The sequence below is a fragment of the Streptomyces hyaluromycini genome (assembly GCF_002217755.1).
Classification (GTDB): Bacteria; Actinomycetota; Actinomycetes; order Streptomycetales; family Streptomycetaceae; genus Streptomyces; species Streptomyces hyaluromycini.
The window spans coordinates 55,586-77,386 of the sequence record NZ_BCFL01000036.1 but is presented as its reverse complement, the minus strand read 5'-3'; the positions used below and the strand labels follow the sequence as shown (position 1 = coordinate 77,386).

Sequence of the window (21,801 nt, the reverse complement as noted above, 5' to 3'; positions counted from 1 at the left end):
TCCGCTACGGGCCACCCCGACCGCCGAACCGGGAGCGAAAAATGGCACTGACCGTCGAATCGCTGATGCTGGAGATGGGGCGGGCGTTCGCGCCGCTCGAACAACGCCTGCGTGGCGGCGAGATCCCCCTCCTGTTCGCCGAAATCGGGCTGCCCGCACCCGACGTGGTCCTCAGCTCGCAAGCCGTGCAGACCGCGATCGGGGACACCGCGACCGCGCTGAGCGCGCTGCCTCGCGTGGTGACGGACCTGGCCGCGGCTATCGACTCCCGTGTCACCGCCCGGATCGCGACGGCCGTGGCGGCCACGGCGCAGATCATCAAGACCGTCACGACGGCGATCGACGTCGTGTCCACGGCGATCAAGGCGGGGGCGGGGGCGGCCGGATCGCGGCAGGCCGAGGTCGAGGCGTTCGCCGCGGAGGTGGGGCAGCGGTTGCTCGGCTTCGCGCTGGCGACCTACCTCGAAGAGCAGATACCGATGGCCGGGTATTCACTGGAGCTGCTCGGTGTCCTTGAGTCGACTCCCCAGGCCGCGACGCCGGCGGCGCCCGCGCACGTGCGCCGCGTCCTGCGGTTCGACCGGCTGAACGCGCTGCTCCACGATCCGGTCGACGTCCTCTCGCAGCTGTATCGCTGGGGCACGCCCGAGTTCGACTGGGATCTGCTGCTGCGCCGGCTGGCGATCTTCCTCGGCGCGGTCACGAACTTCGCGTTCGTGCAGACCGGGCCGCCGCCGTTCCTACGTGTCGCCGCGGTCGACATCGTCGTCACCGACGACCCGGTGCCCGGCGTCCAGGCCCTGCTGCGTCTGGCGGCCGCCGAGGGACTGAACCTGGTACTGCCGATCAGCGACACCGTGGCGCTCGTCGTGACGTCCGACGCAGCCCTGGAGGAGAAGGCCCGGGTCGAACTGCTGCCGCCCGCCGATCTCCGGGTCGTCCCGCCAGCGGCCGAAGTCCGGGGCGGCGTGCGGTTCGGTTTCCAGGCCCCGTACGTCGCCGGGGCCCCGCCGATCCTCGTGCTGGGCACGGCCGGCGGCTCGCGGATCGAGGCGCGGCTGCTGCGCGCGACTGCGGGCGCGGACCTCGAATGGAATGCCGCCGAGGGACGGGCAGACGGCGAACTCGTGGTGGAAGCGGCCATCGAGGGCGGCAAGGTCGTCCTGAACCTGGCCGACGCGGACGGGTTCCTCAGCACGATCCTGCCCGCCGGCTCGATCGAGCTGGACGTCGACCTCGCGCTGGCGTGGTCGTCCGCCACGGGGCTGCGCTTCAAGGGGGCCGCCGGGGCGGAGGTCGATGTTCCGGTCAATCTCGGCGTCGGTCCCGTGACCGTCACCAGCCTGCACCTCGCGCTGTCACTGGCCAGTGGGGACGTCACACTCGAAGCGTCGGGTTCGGTCGACGCCAGGCTCGGCCCGGTCTTCGTGGCGGTCCAGCGGACCGGTGCCGTGCTGCGGATGTCGCAACCGGACAGCGGCGGCAGTCTGGGCCTCGCCGACTTCTCCCTCGGGTTCAAACCGCCCTCCGGGGCGGGCCTGTCGATCGACGCGGGCGGGATCTCGGGGGGCGGGTTCCTGGCGTTCGACCCGGACCGCGGGGAGTACGCGGGTGCGCTGGAGTTGGAGTTCGCGGATTTCCTGGCGCTGAAGGCGATCGGGCTGATCACGACGCGCCAGCCGGACGGCTCAGCAGGGTTCTCCCTGCTGCTTCTCCTGACGGCGGAGTTCGGCAGCGGAATCCAACTGGGGTACGGGTTCACGCTGTTGGCCGTCGGTGGCCTGGTCGGGCTGAACCGCGGCATGAACCTGGCCGCGCTCGTCGAGGGCGTGCGCACCGGGGCAATCGAGTCGGTGGCCTTCCCGAAGGACGTCATCGCGAACGCACCCCGGATCCTGTCCGACCTCGATCGGTTCTTCCCACCCGAACAAGGCACCTTCCTCATCGGACCGATGGCCAAGATCGGCTGGGGCACACCGACCCTGATCAGCATCTCGCTCGGCGTCATCATCGAGATCCCCGGCAACATCGCCGTCCTCGGCGTGCTGAAAGCCGCGCTGCCCACGGTGGACGATCCGCTGCTGGTCGTCCAGGCACAGTTCGTCGGCGCACTCGAACTCGACAAGTCACGGCTGTGGTTCTTCGCGAAGCTCTTCGACTCACGCATCCTCGCCATGACCATCGACGGCGGCATGGGCGCCCTCGTCGCCTGGGGCGACAACCCCGATCTGGTACTGACCGTCGGCGGATTCCACCCCGCCTACCGGCCGCCACCCCTGCCGTTCCCCGTTCCCGACCGGCTGTCGGTGGACCTGCTCAACCGCGGCAACCAGCTGATCCGGGTGCTCGGCTACTTCGCCATCACCAGCAATACGGTCCAGTTCGGCGCAAAAGCCGAAGTCCGGCTCGGATTCAGCGGCTTCGGCGTCGAAGGCCACCTCGGCTTCGACGGACTGTTCCAGTTCTCCCCGTTCCGGTTCGCCGTCCACATCTCCGCCCATGTGACCCTCAAGGCCTTCGGTGTCGGCGCCTTCGGCATCGACCTCGACTTCCAACTCGAAGGCCCCGCGCCCTGGCGCGCACACGGACGCGGCTCCATCGGCTTCCTGTTCTTCTCCATCTCCGCCAACTTCGACATCACTTGGGGCCAGGACCGCGACACCACACTCCCGCCGGTCGCCGTACTCCCCCTGCTCGCCGCCGAGATCGGCAAGACCGAAGGGTGGGAAACCCGGCTGCCTTCCGGCGGCAACCGGGCGCTGGTCAACCTGCGGAACCTGCCGGACACCGGCGAGTTGGTCCTGCACCCCCTGGGCAGGCTGTTCGTCCGGCAACGGGCCCTGCCGCTGAACGTGCGGGTGGACCGGATCGGCGGCCAACGCGCCGCGGACGGCAAACGCTTCCGCGTCACCCCGGTGCCGAACAGCGGACTCACCACCGCCGGCGAGACGGCTGACCGGTTCGCCATGGGTCAGTTCCAAAATCTCTCCGATGCCGCCAAGCTGTCCCGGCCCTCCTACGAGACACAGGACGCCGGGCTCGAACTCGTCGCCGACAAAGCCCTGGCCACCGCCAGGGTGGTCCGCCGCAGCGCACGCTACGAACTCCACATCATCGACAACAGCACCACCACCCCAGCGGCGGGATTGGCCGCAGCCGCAACACCGGTGAAGCGCTTCCACACCGTCAGCGGGCCGGTCTTCGACCAACTGCTCAACGGCAGCAGCACCAGCCGCGCCGCCCTCTCCGCCCGCCAGGCACAGCAGAAACAGCCGTTCGCCACCGTCGACACCGTCCGTGTCACCGAGCAGCGGTTCGTCGTCGCCTACCTCAAGAGCAACCGGCAGGCGTTTCCGCCGAGCGTGCCGGGGCGGCCGTCCCGCGGTGCGCCGGCGACGTTCCGCAGCCGGACCACCGCCGAGGACGCGCTCGCCGACTTCGTCGCCGACGACCAGAGCCTGGCCGGGCTGTTGCACGTCATCCCGGCGTCCGAAGCGGCCATCACCCCGGGCGTCCCCGGTACCTGGTCCGCCGCCGGTGTCCTGCCCGTGCCGGTGTCCGAAGTGGACCTGGTGCCGCTGGCCACCGGCCGGACCCTGCTGGCCGGCGGCACCGACGCGGCCGGCGCACCGGTCGCCGCGGCCGCCCTGTTCGACCCCACCTCGGACTCATGGGCAGCCGGTCCGCCGCTGCGCACCGCCCGGGAGCGGCACACGACCACCGGCCTCGCCGACGGACGCGTCATCGTCACCGGCGGGCGCTCCGCCACGAACGCGCTCGCCTCGGCCGAGGTCTTCGACCCCGCCGAGGGCGCCTGGACGCCGGTACCGGACATGAGCACGGCCCGGCACGGGCACACGACGACCCTGCTGCGCGACGGCCGGGTGCTCGTCGCGGGCGGCTCTGGCGTGCGGCCCGGGCAGGAGGACGGCGCGCTCGCGTCGGCCGAGCTGTACGACCCGCTCACGCGCACCTGGACCGCTGCCCCGCCGATGACCGACGCCCGCACCGGGCACCGGGCCGTGCCGCTGGCCGACGGCCGGGTGCTGGTCGTCGGCGGTGCCCTGCCGACCGGAAACGGCCGGGCGAGCGCAGTGGCGTACTGCGAGCTGTACCACCCGGTCACCGGCTGGTCCCCCACCGGCAGCCTCGCCGAGGCCCGCACAGGCCATCAGGCGACGCTGCTGCCGGACGGCAAGGTGCTGGTCACCGGCGGCGACCCGGTCATCGCCGCCGATGGCACCCTCGACCCGCACAGCCTCGCCTCCGCCGAGCTGTACAACCCGGTGACCGGGTTGTGGACGGCGGTGGCGGCCATGCCGGGCGGGGGCCGCAGCCGGCACCGGTGCTTGCTGCTGCGCTCCGGGGTCGTCCTCCTCACCGGCGGCTCAGGGGCCCCGGAGCTCACCGCCGGCTACCGCTCCGCCCTCGTCTACGACCCCGGCGACGACGTCTGGACCACCGTCGCCGGCCTCGCCCTCGGCCGCTTCGGCCACGCCATGACCGAGCTGACCGACGACCGCGTGCTCGTCGCCGCCGGTGCCGCCGGTCCGACCACCGATCCCGCCGGCACCGGCGAGGTGTTGATCCCGTGACCCGGCTCCTGGAGGAAGGACACACCATGACCACATTCACCGCGGCCACCGTCGGAACATGGACGACCGACGCTCACGACCTGATCACCCCCGCCGCCTGGTACGGCCAGCACGACGGCCCCGTGCTGCTTCAGGACGGCACTGTCCTCGTCGCCGGCGGCGCCGACGCCACCTCCTCCGCGATCCCCGACACGGCGGTCTTCACGCCCGCGGCCGGGGCCGGCGAGTGGCGGGCCAAGGACCCCCTGCACACGCCCCGGCAACTGCACACCCTCACCCTCCTCGCCGACGGGAAGGTCCTCGCCGCCGGTGGACTCAATGGCGCCGCCGGCCTGCGGACCGCCGAGGTCTACGACCCCGGCACGGGCAAGTGGACCGCGACCGGTCCGCTGGAAACGGCTCGCTGGGGCCACAGCGCGACGCTGCTGGCAGACGGGTCGGTCCTCGTGGCCGGCGGCCGCGCGGCCCGCACCGGCGGCGGTACCACCGCGTTGCGGTCGGCAGAGCGGTACGACCCCGGCCAAGGCGGTGAGTGGCACACCGTCGCCGCCATGACCGACGCCCGGACCGGTCACACCGCGGTCCCGCTGGCCGGCGGGGTCGTCCTGGTCGTCGGCGGGGTCGCCCCGACCGGGGCAGCCGACGACGCGGCCCTCGCATTCTGCGAGCTGTACACCCCGGGCGAGGACGACGCGCCGGGACAGTGGACGCCGACCGGGAACCTGGGGCACGCCCGCCACCACCACCGGGCCACCCGGCTCTCCGACAAGACCGTGCTGGTCACCGGCGGCACCGCCCCCGGCTCGCCCGGCGCCGCGCCGTTCGACCCGTTCAGCCAGCGGACTGTCGAGCGGTACGACCTGGACACCGGCACATGGACCGAGCGGGCCGAGATGCCGTCGGGCCGGGCGTTCCACCGCGCCGTCGCGTTCGGATCGGGCCAGGTCCTGGTGGTCGGCGGAGCCGCGAGCGACCGGGACGAGGCCGGGTACCGCAGCGCGTTCGTCTACGACGTCGCGGGCAACACGTGGACGCCGGCGGCCGGGCTCACGGCCGGGCGGTGGTCGTTCGCCGCCACCGCACTGTCCGACGACCGGGTGCTAGTCGCCGGGGGTGTGCTCCGGTCCGGCCTGGCGGCCGCCGACCCGGCCGGCGTCGAACTCACCCCGACCACCGAACTGTTCGACGGGAGCACTCCGTGACCAACGCGTACTCCTTCCTGCCGTGGCTGCGCACCGGCATCAGTACCCGGATCACCGAGAACCCGCAGACCGCCGAACGGGCCCATGTCGAAGTGCGACTCCAGGTCTTCGGCGACGCGCTCGACGGCGGCTCGATCACCCTGCCGCCCGTGACGAAGAACGTCCAGCTCTACGGACCCGGCGACGTCGTCGGGGTGGACCCGAGGGCGATCTCGCGGACCGAGCCGCGGCCGGGCGTGAGCACCGTGGAGCCGAACTTCCTGGCCCATATCGAGTTCTCAGAGGAGGACTTCGTCTGGCGGTACAGCCCGGCAGCACCGGACGGGACCACCAAGCGGCTCGCGCCGTGGCTGGCGCTCGTCGTGCTGGCCGCCGGCACGGAGTTCGCGGAGGTGCCGGGGCCCGGGCACCCGCTGCCCGCCATCACCGTGGCCGACCCGGCCGGCACGCTGCCGGCGCCCGCCCAGCTGGGCGCCTGGGCGCATGTCCACGTCAACGGCTCCCTGGCCGTTCCGGTCGCGACCGACGACACGGTCGCGGCGCTGGCCGCGCTCGGGGAACTCTTGCGCACCAACCCGGACAGCGCCTGTTCTCGGCTGATCTGCCCGCGCCGCCTGCGGCCCGACACCGCGTACGAGGCGTTCCTGGTGCCGGCGTTCGAAACCGGGCGGCTCGCAGGCCTCGGGCTCGACCCGGCGGCGTCGCCGGGCGCGCTGTACTCGAGCTGGGGCCCGCCCTACCCGAACCGGCCTGCCGAGGGCCAACTGCCCTACTACCACCGGTGGGGGTTCAGCACCGGCACTGCGGGCGACTTCGAGTTCCTGGTCCGGCTGCTGCGGCCACAGGCCCCCGACCCGCGGGTCGGCCGCCGGGGCATGGACGTGCACCGGTCACCGGGCCTCGGGTTGCACGGGATCGACACGCCGGTCGAGCTCGGCGGGGTGCTGCCCCTCGGCGGCGCCCTCAAGGTGCCCGTACGGCAGGACGCGCCGGTCGACCCGGCCGAGAACTGGGACAACTTCCTGGGCACGCCGCCCTCGGCGCCGCCGTATCCCCACCCGTTCGAGCGGGCGCTGGCCGATGTGCTCAACCTGGCCGACGACTACCAGCGGCACGCACCCGCGGCGGCGCACGCGGCCACTCCGCTGGCCGGGCCTGCGGCGGCCCTCGCCGCCGGACCGGACGGCGCGGGCCCCGACCCGATCATCACGCCCCCGCTGTACGGCCGCTGGCACGCGCTGACCACCCGGTTGCTGAACGACGGGAACGGCACGGACGTGCCGGACGAGATCAGCCACAACTGGGTGCACCGGCTGAACCTGGACCCGCGGTTCCGGGTCGCGGCGAACCTCGGCGCCCGCGTGGTCCAGGAGCGCCAGGAAGACCTGATGGCGGCCGCGTGGGCGCAGATCGGCGACGTGCTGGTCGCCAACGGCCGGATCCGGGCCGCCCAGTTGGCCCGCGAGGTCGGGCACGTGCTCCAGGCCAAGCACGTCGACCCGCCGACCGGCGGCAGCCCGGCGGCACTCGCGGCGGCGCCCGCGCTGTCGGGCCGCTCCCTGACCCTCACGGCGCCGGCCCACTCCCGGGTCACGACCACCGCGAGCACCGAGACCGGCCTCGTGGCCGACACTGCGGACAAGGTCGCGGTCGGGTTCCGGGTGGCGACCAGCCAGGTCGCGGCGGCGCCGGTGTCGCCGGCGATGCGCCGTATCGTCCGGCCGGGCTCCCGGCTGATGCGGACCCTGCCGTTCGACGGCGCGCGGGCGGACGGCCTGCTGTCGCGGATGGACGCGCCCGTCGACCCGGTCACCGCGGCGCCGGTCAAGGTCACGCCCGGGGCGCTGGTCACCCCGGCCGACCTGGCCGCCACGCTGCACCCGGACCGGCCACCGGGCGCGGACCCGGTCGACGTCCTGGCGCACAGCCCGGACTTCGTGCTCCGCGCCCTTGACGACCCGGTCCGGCCGCACCCCGGCACCATCGACAGCGAGGAGGCGCTCCGGTTCAAGGCCGCGCTGCGCGAGTTGCACCAGGGGTTCGACACGAGCATCGCGGTGGGAAGCACCCGCAGGCCACCCCAGCTGGACGTGCTCGGCACGACGACCTCGGTGCTCGCCGGGCTGCGTGCCGACGAAACCGTGCCCCGGGCGCTGCTGGAGGGGTCGGTCAGCCTGCCCGAACGGCTGCGGCCGTTCGCGGCGGAATTCACCGAGGCGATGGCCTACCCGGTCTTCGATCTGCCGATGTACCAGACGCTGCTGGCGCTCTCGGTCGACTCGTTCGTCCCGAACCTGAACCTGGTGCCGCCGAACTCGATCACCCTGCTGGCGAACAACCGGGAGTTCATCGAGTCCTACCTCGTGGGGCTCAACCACGAGATGGCCCGCGAGCTGCTCTGGCGGGAGTACCCGACCGACCAGCGCGGCACACCGTTCCGGCAGTTCTGGGACCCGGTCACCGCGTTGCCCCTGCCGCGGGAGACCGCGGCCGAACGCCGCGAGCGGGGCTACGACATCCCGCCGATCCACGAGTGGTCCCTCGGTACCCGGCTCGGCGACAACGAGAACCGGAAGACCGGCCGGCCCCAGGGCGACGACCTCGTCCTGGTGGTCCGCGGCGAGCTGCTGAAGAAGTACCCGACGGCGGCGATCTACGCGCAGAAGGCGGAATGGCCACCGGGTCGCGACGGACTGCCCGACCCGACCCAGCCCCGGCGGCTCGTCGAGCTCCCGCCGACCGGACTGCCCTCGCCGGAACAGCTCCTGCTGCCGACGTACGAGGCGAAGGCCGACCCGGACATCTACCTGCTCGGCTTCGACCTGGACGCCGACCAGGCGCTCGGCCGCCCCGGCGTGGACGCCGGCTGGTTCTTCGTGATCAAGGAGCGTCCCGGCGACCCGCGCTTCGGCGTCGACGACGGGCCGCCCACCCACCTTGAGGTGTGGAACGACCTCACCTGGGACGACGTCGACCCCGGCCGTCGGGGGTTCCTCGACCTGGACCCGGCCGTCACCGTGCCGCTGGCCGGCTTCGACGGGACCGACGACGCGGAGAAGCAGGACCAGCGCGCCGAAGACGTCAACCTGCCGCTGTGGTCCGCGGGGCTCAGCTCCGCCGACCTGGCCTACATCCTCTTCCAAGTGCCGGTCCTGGTGGCCGTGCACGCACAGGAAATGTTGCCGCGATGACCGCACTGAGTGACGACTTCCCGGTGCTGCTGGCCCCGGTCCGGGTCGAGGCCCGCTTCACCCCCACCGAGCTCCTGGTCCGGGTGTTCCCCGACGAATGGGCCGTGGACAAGTTCGAACCGAAGCCGACCGACGCCGAGATCGGCGCGCTCGACGCGTACTGGACCGCCCGGTGGGCCGCGGGCGGTCGGGCCGTCGAGCTCCAGACCGCGTGGCGGGAACTGGCCGGGCGGGTCTCCCCCGGACGGGCGTCCTGGCTTCTGCGGACCAGGACGCCCGCCAACCCCGCGGACGAACCGGCGGGGGTGCCCGACGGTGCCGTGGTCCTGGTCATCCGCAGCACGACCGCTCCCGCTCCGGCCGACCGCCAGCCCTCGATCACCTACTGGACCGCGATCTGGCGGGCCCACGGTGACCCCGAAGCCGTACGGCGGGCGGACGCCGCCCTGAACGCCGCCGTGAGGACCGATCGCGCCGACGCGATCCGCGCCCGTCGTCCGTTCGGAGTGGACGGTGCTGCGGCGAGCGCGATCGACGACGTCGTCGTCGCGTTCCTCGTGCTGCCTGCGCCCGCGGCGGGCAGTGTGGCCGCGGATTCCTGGACGGGTGCCGCGCAGGCCCGGTTGCTGCCGGACCGCTTCCGGGTGCTCGGGTTCGTAGGCGGCGCCCAGGTGGTGTCGGTGACCGGCGCCCCGGTGCCCGCGACGCTGCAGGTGAGCCCGGACCCCACCGCCGCGGACCAGATCAGCGTGAACGAACAGACCGGGGTGCTGCATGTCCCGGACGGGCTCCGCTGGCTCACCGACTTCGACCGGGCGGTCGCGGTCGGCATGGGCGTGCGCATCCCCCGCACCGACCAGTTCCGCGACGGGCTCGACCGGCTGGTCGTGCTCGGGCTGCGTGAGCAGTCCACGCCGGCGAAGACCGCTCTCGACCTCGCCGACCTCGTCACCCGGCAGCTGCGGGGTCCGGACGGGTTCAGCCTGCTGCCCCAGGGGACACCGACCAACAACTCCGAAGCGGCGTCCGCGGGCGTCGACGCGGACCAGGAGGCGGACGCCGCCCTGCGGGCCGGCACGACGGCGTTCGCGGCGGCGGCTCCGGCGGACTGGACCACCCGAACGGACGGACAGCAGCTCGTCGAGCTGCTGGGCCTCGACCCGGCCGTGCTGACCGGGATGCCGAACGCGGACGGCACCGACCACCGCGACGCCCGTGCCGCGAACACCGCGCTGTGGCCGGCGACCTGGGGCTACTTCCTCCAGACCGCCATGAACCCGCTTCTGGGCCCGGCCGCCGTCGCGGCGACCCGCGACTTCTTCCTGAAGTACGTCTCCGGCCGCGGTCCCCTGCCGACCGTGAAGATCGGGCGGCAGCCGTACGGCATCCTGCCGACGACCGCGTTCTCCCGGCTCACCTACCCGCAGTCGGCGACACACCGCCTCGCGTTGCAGAAGGTGCTCAAAGCGGCTGCCGAGGACTGGGGGGCGGCCGCCACCCACGTGCCGCACCTGGGCCAGGACACCGACGACCCGCACCAGCTGCTGCTGGACCTCCTCGCGCTGCACCCGACCTCGGCCGAATACCACCAGCGGTACGCCCAAAGCGTCGAAGACCTGTTCAACCGGGAGAACCTGGCCGGACTGGGTGGCACCGTGCTGCCGGCCCTGGACGCGCTGCACCAGCCACAACCGGTGCGCGCGCTGCTGGAGCGGTTCGGTGCCGCGTCCGGCCCGTCCCCGGACTTGCTCCGCCGGCTGTTCACCGACTTCCAGCAGCCCTTCCTGGCCCCGCTGGTCGACGACCGCCCGCTGTCGGAAACCGAACCGATCAGGGCGTACACCACGGACAGGAAGAACTACGTGCGCTGGCTGGCCGACCTGGCCGGCGCGAAACCGGCGCAGACCCACCTGGACACCATCCGGCTGGAGCTCGGCTTCACCGACGACGCCCGCCCGGCCACGCTGCTCTACCTGTTGCTGCGCCACGCCGTGCTGCTCGGCTGGGACGACACGGCGCGCGCCCTCGCGGCCGCTGCGGGAATGCCCGTGCCGTCGCCGTCGGACGCACCGTTCGTCCACATCCGGGCCGGCTCCACGGAAAGCGAGAGCCGGTTCCGTCTGCTGTACTCCCCGGCCCCCGCCGTCACCGGAGACCCGGCCCGGCTGCTCGTCGACTTCATCCCGGACGTGCTGTCCCAGCCGGGCCCCGCGGCCCCGCTCGCCGAGCAGGCCAAGGCACTGGACGTACTGGCCGGCCTGCCGACCGCCCGGCTGGAACGGGTGCTCGCCGAGCACCTCGACCTGGCCACCCACCGGCTCGACGCCTGGCGCCTCGGCCTGGCCACCGAACGGCTGTCCGAGCTCCGGTTCGGCCCGGACGGCACCGCACCGGCCCGCACCGGACTGCACCTCGGCGCGTACGGCTGGCTGGAGGATCTCCGCCCGGACACCACCGCCCTCGAACCGGTCACTCTGACCGGTGCGCTCGCCACGGTGTTCGCCGGCAGCAAGCCGCTGCTGCACGACCCGCGCAACGAGGGGTTCGTGCACACGCCGTCACCCGGCCACGCCCGGACGGCGGCCGTGCTGCGGGCCGGATACGCAGCCAACCGCACGCCCGACAACCCCGGCGCGTTCGCGGTGGACCTCAGCGCGGGACGGGTCCGCACCGCCCAGTCCGTCCTGGCCGGCCTGCGGCAGGGCCAGTCGCTCGGCGCGCTGCTGGGCTACCAGTTCGAGCGCGGCCTGCACGACCGGCACGGCGACGCCGAGGTGGACGAGTTCATCGCGGCACTGCGGCTCCAGTTCCCCCTGCGGGCGGGGAAGATCGAACAGACCGCGACCGGCACGGATCCCGGGCAGGTCGAGATCGGACAGGTGGAGGCCAGGAACGTCGTCGACGGTCTCGCCCTGGTCCGGCACCTGACCCGCAACGCCGTATCGCAGACGTACAAATTCGGAATCGACACACTGCCCGACGCGAGCCCGGCCCAGGCCGCGGCCATCACCGCCGAAGCGGCCCGGCTGCTCGACATCAACGACGCGGTCGCCGACCTCGCAGTCGCCGAGTCCGCCCACCAGGCGCTGGCCGGCAACGTCGAGCGCGCCGCCGCGACCCTCGACTCCTACGCCAAGGACGGGCTGCCGCCCGAGCCCGCGGTGATCGAGACGCCCCGCAGCGGAACCACGCTCACCCACCGGTTCGGTCTCCGGCTGAAGACGGGCCTGAATCCGGCCGGCCGGGACACTCCGAGGGCCCAGGCCGAGCCTGCGGTCAACGACTGGCTGCCGTCCCTGCTGCCGTCGCCGCGGAACGTCGCCGCGCTGGTGACGTGGACCGACGAGAAGGGCCACGCCCAGGAACACGCGGTCACCCAGGACGACATCGGCCTGGCGCCGATCGACCTGCTGTGGGCCGTACGGCCGGTCGGGGACGCCGCGATGACCGACCTCGACGACCGGATCATCGGCGCCGTGGTCGACGACGCGCACCCGCGGCCCGACCGCGAGCTGACCATTCGTTACACCCAACGGATCCCCGACAAGATCACCTTCTTCGAGCTCTCGCCGCTGATCATCGCCCTGCGGACGCTGCTGACCACCGGCCGGCCCCTGCGGCCGAGCGACCTGGTGCCGGCGGCCGGCCCCACCACCCCGGACCGGTCCCTCGACGACGGTGTCTCGGTGTCGCGGCAACGGCCGCAGGCGGTCCGCGAGTCGCTCACCGATCTCGCCGACGACGTGGCCGACTACATCGGCGACCTGGCACGGCTCTACCCGACGGCGCCCGCCCCGCCACGGCGTGGCGAGGTGCTGGACCGGATCGACGTCTTCCTCACCCGATACGCCGGCCTGGCCGGGGCCTCGGCCGGGTTCGGCGTGGTCCGCAGCGGTTGGGGCGAGCTGACCACGTGGCGGCGAGGTGCCTACGCAGAGGTGCTGGCCGCGGTGGCCGCGATCGCCGACCGCCTGGCCCACGCGCTGGCCGACGCCGACGCGCAGCTCGCCGCGTACGACAAGCTGCCGAAGTCCACCCCGGACCCGGAGCGGTTGCGCCTGCTGCGCGCGATCGAGCGGCTGCTCACCACCACACCGGCCGTGAGCCCGGGCACGCCCCGCGACTTCCTCTCGGCGATCCGCCGTGCGCGGAACATCTTCAGCGGCCGGGGGAACGACCTCAAGGCCCTCGCCGGGACGGACGAGACGACGCTCGGCGGCCTGCTGGAGCGGGTCGACCGCCTGGGGCCGCTGACCGACATCGACCCCACCGGCCTCGACCTGACCGGCCTGAAGGACCGGGTGGTCGCGTTCGGCGCCGAACTGCTGGCGCGGGCTCGCACCCTCGCCGTCGAGCTCCAGAACCGGGTGGCCGCCGGCGATCGGGCGCTGGCCGTCGCGGACGAGCCCGGCGCGACATCCGCGGACCGCGCGTCAGCCGCGACCGGGGCGTTGCGCGCGATGCTCGGCCCGGACGTCCTCGTCGTGCCCGAGTACGACATCTCGGGCGACTTCGCGGACGAGCAGCACGACGCGTTCGAGGACAGCGGAAAGCTCGTCCGGCACCTGACCCAGGCGCCGTTCCGCCGCGACTTCCCCGTCGACGACTGGCTGCACGGCGTCGCCAGGGTCCGCGACATGCCCCGGCTCTGGGAACGGGTCGTGCTGCTCAGCGACGCGCTGCGCGGGGACGACGGCCTGCTGTCCGGTCAGCCGGACGACGAACCGGGACTGGTGCCGATCCAGCTGCCCTTCCGGACCGACGACCACTGGCTCGGGATGGAACTCGCCGCGGGCGCCGACCTGACCGAGGACCGTGTGCTGTTCACCGCGCACTACGCGGACGAACCGTCGCGCGGCGACGACACCGAGTGCGGGCTGCTGTTCGACGAGTGGACCGAGGTGCTCCCCACCGACAAGGAGACGACCGGCATCGCGGTGCACGCCGACAGCCCGGATTCCGAACCGCCGCAGAGCATGCTGCTCGTCGCCCCACCGGTACGGACCGGTACGTGGGACGTCGCCGACCTCGTCGCCGCGGTCACCGAGACCTTCGACCTGGCGCGCACCCGGCTGGTCGAACCGGCGCACCTGGACGGCACCGGGTACGCCCAGCTGCTGCCGGCGACCGTGCTGTCGGCGACCCGGCAGCCGATCACCATCAGCACCGACCTCGCGATCGCCAACGTGCGCTGGAAGGCAGACCATGACTGAGCCCCGCATCGCGGACCTCCCCGGCGCGCTCCTCCGCCGCGAAAACCCGACGGTCGGAGTGTGGAACCGGCTGGAGGGGCGGCCCCGCACCACCGACTTCGCCCGGGCGCTGCGCGCCGAGATCCGCGACCCGCTGTGGCTGCTGGCCCGGCAGTGGCAGCTCGGCGAGTTCCGCGGCACCGACGGCGGTTCGCCGGTGACCGCGACCTACTCCGTCGTCGCGAGCCCACCGACCCGGTTCCGGCCGGGCGGCGGCCAGGCCGAGCCGCTGCCCACCGACCGTCCACTGGAAACGGTGGCGGAACGGCGGCCCCTGCCGTTCGCCTTCGGTGCCGAGCCGATCTCGTTCGACCTGCGGCTCTCGCTCGGCCGCCGCTGGCTGAAGCTGGTCGCCGCGTCGTCGGTGCGGAACCGGCGCGACGTCGCCGAGGAGTACGTCCACGACTACCCGATCGCCCTGCCGGGGCCCGACGACGCGCCGACCGCGCATCCGCAGGTGTGGGCAACCCTTCAGACGGTGGCCGGCCGGCGCATGGACGGATACCCGCTCTACCAGCACGTCAAGGGCGGCGGCCACGCCTCCGACGGCATCTCCGGCCTGCGCCGCCAGGACCGCGACGCGCTGGACGCGCTCGGCCTCCGGCTGGTCGCCTGGTTCGACGAACTCATCGACCAGCCGGGCGGTGACGACGCGTGGGATCCGCGACGGCTGGAGCACCGGTTCTCCATCTCCGCCGCGGGTCCCGACGGGGAACGGGTACTGACGGCGCCCGAATATCCCGGCGGTGAGCTCGACTGGCACGCGTTCTCGGTCGAGGACGGCGGCTCGCTCGGCGGCGCCGGCACGGCACCGCCCGCCCTGAACCGCACGGTCTTCCCTTCGCCCGTGCGGTTCTCGGGCATGCCGCTGCCGCGCTGGTGGGCGGTCGAGGACGGGCGGACGAACTTCGCCGCCGTCACCCCGGACAGCACCGACCTGGCGCGCCTGATCTTCCTCGAGTTCGCTCTCGTGTTCAGCAACGACTGGTATCAGCTGCCGTGCGATCTGCCGGCCGGCACGCTCGCCAAGATCCAGGGCCTGGCGGTGACCGACGTCTTCGGTGAGCGCCGCTGGATCACATCGGCCAACGAGGGCACGGACCGGCGCCACTGGTCGATGTACACCCTCGACGGTGACGCCGGGCTGCTCCTCCCGCCCGGTACCCCCAAGGTCGCGACCGGCCCGGCGCTCGAAGAGGTCGCACTGGTCCGCGACGAGAGCGCGAACCTGGTCTGGGGCATCGAGCAGACCGTGCGCATGACGAGCGGCGAAGGCCGGGCCGGCGACGAGGTCGCGGCGGAGTCGCTCGCCTTCCGCCGCCGTCTGCACCAGCCCGGGACTCCGGACGCACCGCACGCGCCGATCTCCTACGAGGTCATGGGGTCGGTGCCGGAGAACTGGATCCCGTTCATCCCGGTGCACGTCCCCGGTGACAACCGGAACGTGCAGCTGCAGCGAGCATCCATGCTGAGCGAGGCCGACGGCACCACCCCGGTCCCGCCAAGGACGGCCCTGCTGCGGGAGGGCCTGGACGCCGGCCGGTCGTACTACATCAACGAGGAGGAGGTGCCGCGCTCCGGCACCCGCCTGACGGCGGCGTACAACCGCACCCGGACCCGAACCGGCCGAGTGGTCGTGTGGCTGAGCATCCAGCGCGACACCGGCCGCGGCGAGCGTTCCAGCGGCCTGGGCTTCGACGAACTGATCCCCAGCGACGAGCAGGCCGGCTGACATCCTGGTTCCTGGGCACGCATCATGTGCCTGAACGGCGGCCACGATGGTGTCGGTGGCCGCCGCTTCTCTCAGGTCATACCCAGGTGTTGGTCGTGCGCGGGGAGTTGATGAACCAGGTAGGCGCGAATCCGACGTGGTTCTGGGCCGTACCGCTGGTGAGCCAGACCAGCTCCCAGCCGCCGGAGTCGTGACAGATGTCCCGCAGACTGCCGCCGATGCCCACTCCGCCGCTCCCGGGGCAGTTGTAGTCCTTGCATCCACTTCGGGGAGTTTCACATCGTGCGCGCCGGAAGCCGAAGTCGCACAGCCTCCAGCACAGACTCCCGTGCGATTTCACGCTGCCGCGCGGGGGCGGACGGTGGGGTAGCGCAAGGGGCGGGCATGGGCCCGAAGATGATCACCGCCACCGGTCGGCCCTGGCGCCACGGTGCGTTCCTGGGGTGCGGGCGAAGGTGACCAGTGGGATTCTGTACTTCCTGGGAGTCAGGGGGCGACAGCGCGACCCTGGGCACGGGCAGTTGCCCGAGGTGGTTGAAGTGATGGGCATCATGGGAACAGGACGTCCACGGCGACGGCCCCTCACGCCGCTGGCCGCCGTCGTCGACGGCGTCATCGCAGGCGTCGCGGGGACGATTTGCATGGATGCCACGCGCTATCTGCGATATCGCCGCACAGGAGGGACCAAAAGTCCCAAGGACTGGGAGTTCGCACCGGTCGAGGGCTGGGAAGAGGCCCCGGATCCGGGCAAGGTGGCGAAGCGGCTCCTGGAGGGGTTCACCCAGCGCGAGGTTCCTGACCGGTGGGCATGGCTCATGAGCACCGCGATGCACTGGTCCTACGGCTCCGTCTGGGGTGCGCTGTACGGGATCGCTGCCGGATCGGTCCGGCGCCCGAACCCGTTGCTCGGCATTCCCTTCGGCGCGGCTGTGTGGGCCAGTGCGTATCTGGTCCTCCCGCAGGCCGGGCTCTACAAGCCGATCTGGAAGTACAGCCCGAGGACATTGGCTGACGACCTGAGCGCACATCTGGTGTTCGGTCTGGGAGCCGGGACCTGCTTCTGGCTCGTCAGCAGATACTGCTGACGAGGCGCTCACTCGTTTGACGGAGCGGCATACCGCCGTGTCACCTCATCTGATCCGAGAGCGTTCCGCTCCATGTGCCTTCGCCCGCTCAGACGTTCCGCAGGCGGTGCCAGGCCGCCGGTCCAGGAGGTCGAGTCCGTCCTCGTCGAGCAGTACGGGGATCTGGTCCGCTTGGCCCACCTCGTCCTGCCCGCCGCTCTCGGCCGCCACCGACGCGGGGCGTCGGTCACTCCCTGGTGCAGCGGGCGCTGACGGGAGCGCGGCCGGCCGCCAGCACGGCGGTCCGGCCCCGGAGAGAACCTGGAGGGGTTGGAGCAGCCCGACTGACGCTGTCTCGACCTCACGGCGGTCCGGGCGGTAACCGGTGAGGTGTCGCGTGCGCGGGGATCTGGTGCATGTGTCGACCTGTGAACAGCGGGTTCGCCTCCCGCACGTAGAGCGCCTCAAGGCGGACCCAGCCTGCTCCGGCGGGATTCCGGCCGGAGCAGGCTGTGGGGCGCCGCCGACTCCGTACCCTGGCGGCATGCGCATGCGCCCCACCCTGAGCTGGACCCCTGCCGCCGATCTGCCGCCGGGCACCACCGATCTGGATCCGGTCGTCCGCGCACTGCACACCGGCGGTGTGCTGGTGCTCAGCGGCGCGGGAATCTCCACGGAGTCAGGCATCCCGGACTACCGGGGCAAGGGCGGGAGCCTGAGCCGGCACACCCCGATGACCTACCAGGACTTCACCGGCAGCGTCCACGCGCGCCGCCGCTACTGGGCGCGCAGCCACCTCGGCTGGCGCACCTTCGGCCGCGCCCTCCCCAACGCCGGGCACCGGGCCGTGGCCGCTTACGCGCGGCACGCCCACGTCTCGGGTGTGATCACCCAGAACGTCGACGGCCTGCATCAGGCCGCCGGCAGCGAGGACGTCGTGGAACTCCACGGCAGCCTCGACCGGGTCGTCTGCCTCTCCTGCGGCGCCTTCAGCCCCCGCCGCGAACTCGCCCGGCGGCTGGAGGCCGAGAACCCGGGCTTCGACCCGGTGGCCGCCGGGATCAACCCGGACGGTGACGCCGACCTCACCGACGCGCAGGTCGGGGATTTCCGCATCGTGCCCTGCGCCCACTGCGGCGGCGTCCTCAAACCGGACGTGGTGTTCTTCGGCGAGGCGGTTCCGCCGCAGCGCGTCGAGCACTGCCGGCGGCTGGTCCGTGAAGCGTCCTCACTACTGGTCCTGGGCTCCTCGCTGACGGTGATGTCCGGGCTCCGGTTCGTCCGCCAGGCGCACCAGGAGGGAAAGCCGGTGCTGATCGTCAACCAGGACCCGACCCGGGGCGACCCGCTCGCCCTCACCCGGGTCGCGCTCCCCCTCGGGCCGGCCCTGACCACCGTGGCCCACCGGTTGGGCATCCCGGTCGGCGGCGGGTCCGCGGACTGAGGCGGCGCCCACCCGGTGAGCGGTCACAGCCGAGGCCGGCCAGCGCCGCGCCGGGGTCCGTCTCCGAGCTGTCGATGTACTCGTGAGCGCCCAGCTCACGGACGATACGCGAGCCCGGGGTGGACTCCTCGCACACGGCGGCCGGCGGCTTCCACCGGGTACGCGGTGACATCCGGCGACTGCTCCGACCGAACCCGGAAGAACAGCCCCCAGGCGGCCTGGACATGGACGATGGCAGCGGCGACCAGCACCGTCATGGACTCAAGGGCGGGCAGTAACGGGGCGGTCCGGTCGCCGGATGTCCCCTGAGCCACAACTTCGTCGGCGAACGCGGACCAACGTGCCTTACGTGTGTCCTGACGGGCTCGGCCCTGCCACCAACTCGCCGTCAGGCGGCGCCAACGGCTGGCCGTTCGCGTCGGCGCTGCGCAGCTTCCAGCCGAGGTAGCCCGGGCACCGGTCCCTTCGTGCCGGACCCGGTGCCAAGGCCTGTGTCCCCGCTGACGGTCCGGCAATCGCGGCGGTCCGCCACGGCGGGCCTCCGCGAGCGAGCTGGCATCCTGCCCGAGGACGGCCTCCAGGACGATGCGCCGTCCCTGGTGAAGGCGGGGTGGCCATGTGCAGGGAAGTTCCCGCCGTCTTGAAGTGGCTGGTCAGCAGGGTGGCGTGGACTCGTTTCGGGCTGCTCGTGCTGGTCGTGGGCGGCAGTCTGTGGTGTGGGGCGTCCGGCGAAGCGGTCTGCCGATGAGTTCACCGTCCTCGAACGGTCCATCCGGCAACACGACCGTCCTCGACAGGAGCGCCATGTCCACCATCCAGCCAGTGATCGTGACTGCCGACCAGGACGTTCTGCTCGGCTTCTACACACAATTGTTCGGCGCTGAGGAGATCTTCCGGGTGCCGGCGGAAGGCCCGGCCTTCTACCTCGGTCTGCGCATCGGCGACACCGACCTCGGGCTGGTGGCCAAGGCGGACCCCGGGGATGGGGCGGGGGCGCGGATCCTGCTCAGCATCGGGGTCGACGACGTCGACGAGACCCTCGCGCGGGTGGTGGCGCTGGGCGGCTCGGTCCGCGGCGGCCCCAACGACATGCCGTGGGGACAGCGCGTCGCCCACATCCAGGACCCCGACGGCAACCCGGTGAATCTCACTCAGCCGATCCCGGCCCGCTGACGCTGTTCGGGTGGCTTGTGCTGGTCGTGGGCCACCCGCAGTAGCGATCAATTGCCGGTAGTGGCCTCAGTGTTCGCCAGGACGAGCAGCGCGCGAAACATGTGGGTGGCGCGGGCGGGGTCAGTACGGAGCCGTGCTCCCCGCCCGGCCGCTGCGGCGCCGTGCCAGAGACCACCTCGTCGGCCGCGCAGCCGTCCCACGCGGGGGTGACAGCGGCGTCTTCCTGGAGACGATCAAGGTCGAGCCGGCGGCCGAGATTCTTCGCGGATCAGCGGCCGGGGATGAAGCAGGTGAATGGGCTCGTGCAGCCCTCTAGGCGTACCGACTAGTCGGTACTAGCCTCTGGCCACGCTCTCGGAGCCGGGCCGCCGCGCACTCTCGTCGCATCTACGCGAGCACCTGGTTTCCGGGTATCCCTGGGAGGAGCCGTATGTCCGCCGCTACGACGCCGTTCGACGCCGACAGACCCGCGCCCGATGTACCGTCCACAGGCGCCCGCGGCCCGCTGGCCCGGCTGTACCGCCGCGAACTGGCGGACTATCCGCCCACCGGTCGCCGCATGGTGTATCTCGCGATCGTGGTCGTCACTACTGTCGTCCTGTACTACATGCTGTACATCCAGTACGCGGTGGCGACGTCGATCATCACGCACTTCGGCATGACGTACCGCTACTTCATCTGGGTCTCGGTGATCGGCAACGCGATCGGGGCCTTCGCCTCGCTCGTGGCCGGTCTGGCGGACCGCTGGGGCCGGGCGAATCTGGTGGTCTACGGGCTGCTGATCGCCGCGCTGCTGGTCTTCTTCGGGCTGCCGAACGCGGCGGACAAGACCACCTATCTGGTGCTCTTCGCACTCGTCAGCTTCATCGAGGGCATCGTGCTGGTCGCCACCCCCGCACTGATCAGGGACTTCTCCCCGCAACTCGGCCGGGCCACCGCGATGGGGTACTGGACCATGGGCCCGGTCATCGGCTCCCTGGTCGTCACCACCGTCACCAGCAACACCCTCGACAGCGCGACCTGGCAGGACGAACTGCGCTATTCGGCGATCGCCGGGGCCGTCGTCTTCATCGTCGCGGTCTTCGCGCTGCGCGAGCTGTCCCCGGCGCTGCGCGATCAGATCATGGTGACGCTGCGGGACCGGGCACTGGTCGAGGCTCGCGCCAAGGGGCTGGACACCGAGGCGGTACGCCGAGGCGAGTGGCGGCAGATGATGCGCCTGGACGTGCTGGGCTCGGCCTTCGCCATCGCCGTGTTCCTGCTGCTGTACTACGCGGCGGTCGGCAACTTCGTCGTCTACTTCGCGACCGTCTTCGGCTACAGCGAGCAGCGCACCAACGCGCTGGCCAACTGGTACTGGGCGGCCAACGCCATCGCCCTGGTCCTGGTCGGCCTGCTCTCGGACCGGCTGAAGGTGCGCAAGCCCTTCATGATCGTCGGCGCGGTCGGCTCCGTCGTGGTGACCGCGGTCTTCGCCACCCGTGCCACCCACCCGACCACCGACTACTACACCTTCGCCTGGCTGTTCGTCGGCATCGGCGTCTTCAGCGGCATCGCCTACGCGCCCTGGATGGCGAGCTTCACCGAGACGGTGGAGAAGCACAACCCGGCGGCGACCGCGGCGGGCCTGGCCGTGTGGGGCTGGACGGTGCGCATCGTGGTCGCCGTCTCCGCGGCCTTCATCCCGGTACTGGTCAACTCCGTGACCCCGCTCGTGGAGCACGGCGCCGAGGTCACGGCCGCCTCGGCGCAGGCGGCGCCCGCGGTGGCCATCGTCGACGCGCACCCGGAGCTCTTCGCCGAGCTGAACAAGTACACCCCGACCACCGTGCCGCCCGCGCTGAACGCCCGTGCCGTCCGGGAGGTCGGCGCGGAGAACCTCGCCGTCGTGCAGAAGGCGGCGCCGCAGCTGAAGCTGCTGCAGGAGTACGGCGCCAAGGTCCAGAAGGCGTCGAAGGACGGGCTCGGCGAATGGCGCAACTGGTGGTGGATCTGCGTCGGCGGCCAGGCGCTCTTCCTGCCCTTCGTCTTCGTGATGGCGGGTCGCTGGAGCCCGAAGAAGGCGCGTATGGACGCGGAGGCGCACCAAGTTGCGGTCAACCGCGAGCTGGCCCTCCTCGCCGCCGCCGAGGAGTGACCGGGGCAGCG

The 21,801-nt window shown here is 72.2% G+C and carries 11 protein-coding genes; 9 read left to right on the top strand and 2 right to left on the bottom strand.

Annotated elements, in window-relative coordinates; all coding sequences use genetic code 11:
* The first annotated feature begins 41 nt into the window (after positions 1-41).
* From SSP29_RS46330 to SSP29_RS46310, 5 genes are read left to right on the top strand one after another with little or no spacing between them, the layout of a single operon-like run.
* Positions 42-4,595 carry a DUF6603 domain-containing protein gene (locus tag SSP29_RS46330; RefSeq protein WP_089107022.1) on the top strand — a complete coding sequence of 1,518 codons (4,554 nt, stop codon included), beginning with the start codon at positions 42-44 and terminating at the stop codon, positions 4,593-4,595.
* A gap of 26 nt (positions 4,596-4,621) precedes the next feature.
* On the top strand, positions 4,622-5,797 hold the full coding sequence (locus SSP29_RS46325; protein WP_089107084.1) for a Kelch repeat-containing protein: 1,176 nt from the start codon (positions 4,622-4,624) through the stop codon (positions 5,795-5,797).
* Positions 5,794-8,988 carry a hypothetical protein gene (locus SSP29_RS46320; RefSeq protein ID WP_089107021.1) on the top strand — a complete coding sequence of 1,065 codons (3,195 nt, stop codon included), beginning with the start codon at positions 5,794-5,796 and terminating at the stop codon, positions 8,986-8,988. Before SSP29_RS46325 ends, SSP29_RS46320 begins: the two co-directional genes overlap by 4 nt.
* A complete protein-coding gene (locus tag SSP29_RS46315; RefSeq protein WP_089107020.1) occupies positions 8,985-14,201 on the top strand; it encodes a hypothetical protein in 5,217 nt (1,738 codons plus the stop codon). The genes SSP29_RS46320 and SSP29_RS46315 overlap by 4 nt, the downstream gene beginning before the upstream one ends.
* The gene (locus SSP29_RS46310; RefSeq protein ID WP_089107019.1) at positions 14,194-15,972 is read left to right on the top strand and encodes a hypothetical protein; all 1,779 of its coding nucleotides are present in this window, start codon (positions 14,194-14,196) and stop codon (positions 15,970-15,972) included. The genes SSP29_RS46315 and SSP29_RS46310 overlap by 8 nt, the downstream gene beginning before the upstream one ends.
* A gap of 76 nt (positions 15,973-16,048) precedes the next feature.
* Here SSP29_RS46310 and SSP29_RS58975 read toward each other — a convergent pair whose 3' ends face one another.
* Entirely contained in the window at positions 16,049-16,198 is a 150-nt protein-coding gene (locus SSP29_RS58975; protein WP_167450175.1) for a hypothetical protein, read from the bottom strand.
* Between the two features lie 229 nt (positions 16,199-16,427).
* On the opposite strand from SSP29_RS58975, the gene SSP29_RS46305 reads away from it, so the two are divergent.
* Together SSP29_RS46305 and SSP29_RS46300 are read left to right on the top strand one after the other, a co-directional pair.
* Positions 16,428-17,057, top strand: a complete 630-nt coding sequence (locus tag SSP29_RS46305; RefSeq protein WP_145969051.1) for a hypothetical protein — start codon at positions 16,428-16,430, stop codon at positions 17,055-17,057.
* Positions 17,058-17,580: 523 nt separating this feature from the next.
* Positions 17,581-18,480, top strand: coding sequence for an NAD-dependent protein deacetylase (locus SSP29_RS46300; protein WP_089107017.1), 900 nt, complete (start codon positions 17,581-17,583; stop codon positions 18,478-18,480).
* Positions 18,481-18,575: 95 nt separating this feature from the next.
* Here SSP29_RS46300 and SSP29_RS58970 read toward each other — a convergent pair whose 3' ends face one another.
* On the bottom strand, positions 18,576-18,737 hold the full coding sequence (locus tag SSP29_RS58970) for a hypothetical protein (RefSeq protein ID WP_167450174.1): 162 nt from the start codon (positions 18,735-18,737) through the stop codon (positions 18,576-18,578).
* Positions 18,738-19,284: 547 nt separating this feature from the next.
* On the opposite strand from SSP29_RS58970, the gene SSP29_RS46290 reads away from it, so the two are divergent.
* Positions 19,285-19,653: a VOC family protein gene (locus tag SSP29_RS46290; RefSeq protein WP_089107015.1), complete on the top strand. Its 369-nt coding sequence runs from the start codon at positions 19,285-19,287 to the stop codon at positions 19,651-19,653.
* A 430-nt stretch (positions 19,654-20,083) separates the two neighbouring features.
* Positions 20,084-21,790, top strand: coding sequence for an MFS transporter (locus tag SSP29_RS46285; protein ID WP_089107014.1), 1,707 nt, complete (start codon positions 20,084-20,086; stop codon positions 21,788-21,790).
* The last annotated feature ends 11 nt before the right edge of the window (positions 21,791-21,801 follow it).

Coding starts and splice junctions, on each gene's coding strand:
- SSP29_RS46330 (WP_089107022.1), top strand. CDS start 42: ATGGCACTGACCGTCGAATCGCTGATGCTGGAGATGGGGCGGGCGTTC.
- SSP29_RS46325 (WP_089107084.1), top strand. CDS start 4,622: ATGACCACATTCACCGCGGCCACCGTCGGAACATGGACGACCGACGCT.
- SSP29_RS46315 (WP_089107020.1), top strand. CDS start 8,985: ATGACCGCACTGAGTGACGACTTCCCGGTGCTGCTGGCCCCGGTCCGG.
- SSP29_RS46310 (WP_089107019.1), top strand. CDS start 14,194: ATGACTGAGCCCCGCATCGCGGACCTCCCCGGCGCGCTCCTCCGCCGC.
- SSP29_RS46300 (WP_089107017.1), top strand. CDS start 17,581: ATGCGCATGCGCCCCACCCTGAGCTGGACCCCTGCCGCCGATCTGCCG.
- SSP29_RS58970 (WP_167450174.1), bottom strand. CDS start 18,737: ATGACGGTGCTGGTCGCCGCTGCCATCGTCCATGTCCAGGCCGCCTGG.
- SSP29_RS46290 (WP_089107015.1), top strand. CDS start 19,285: ATGTCCACCATCCAGCCAGTGATCGTGACTGCCGACCAGGACGTTCTG.
- SSP29_RS46285 (WP_089107014.1), top strand. CDS start 20,084: ATGTCCGCCGCTACGACGCCGTTCGACGCCGACAGACCCGCGCCCGAT.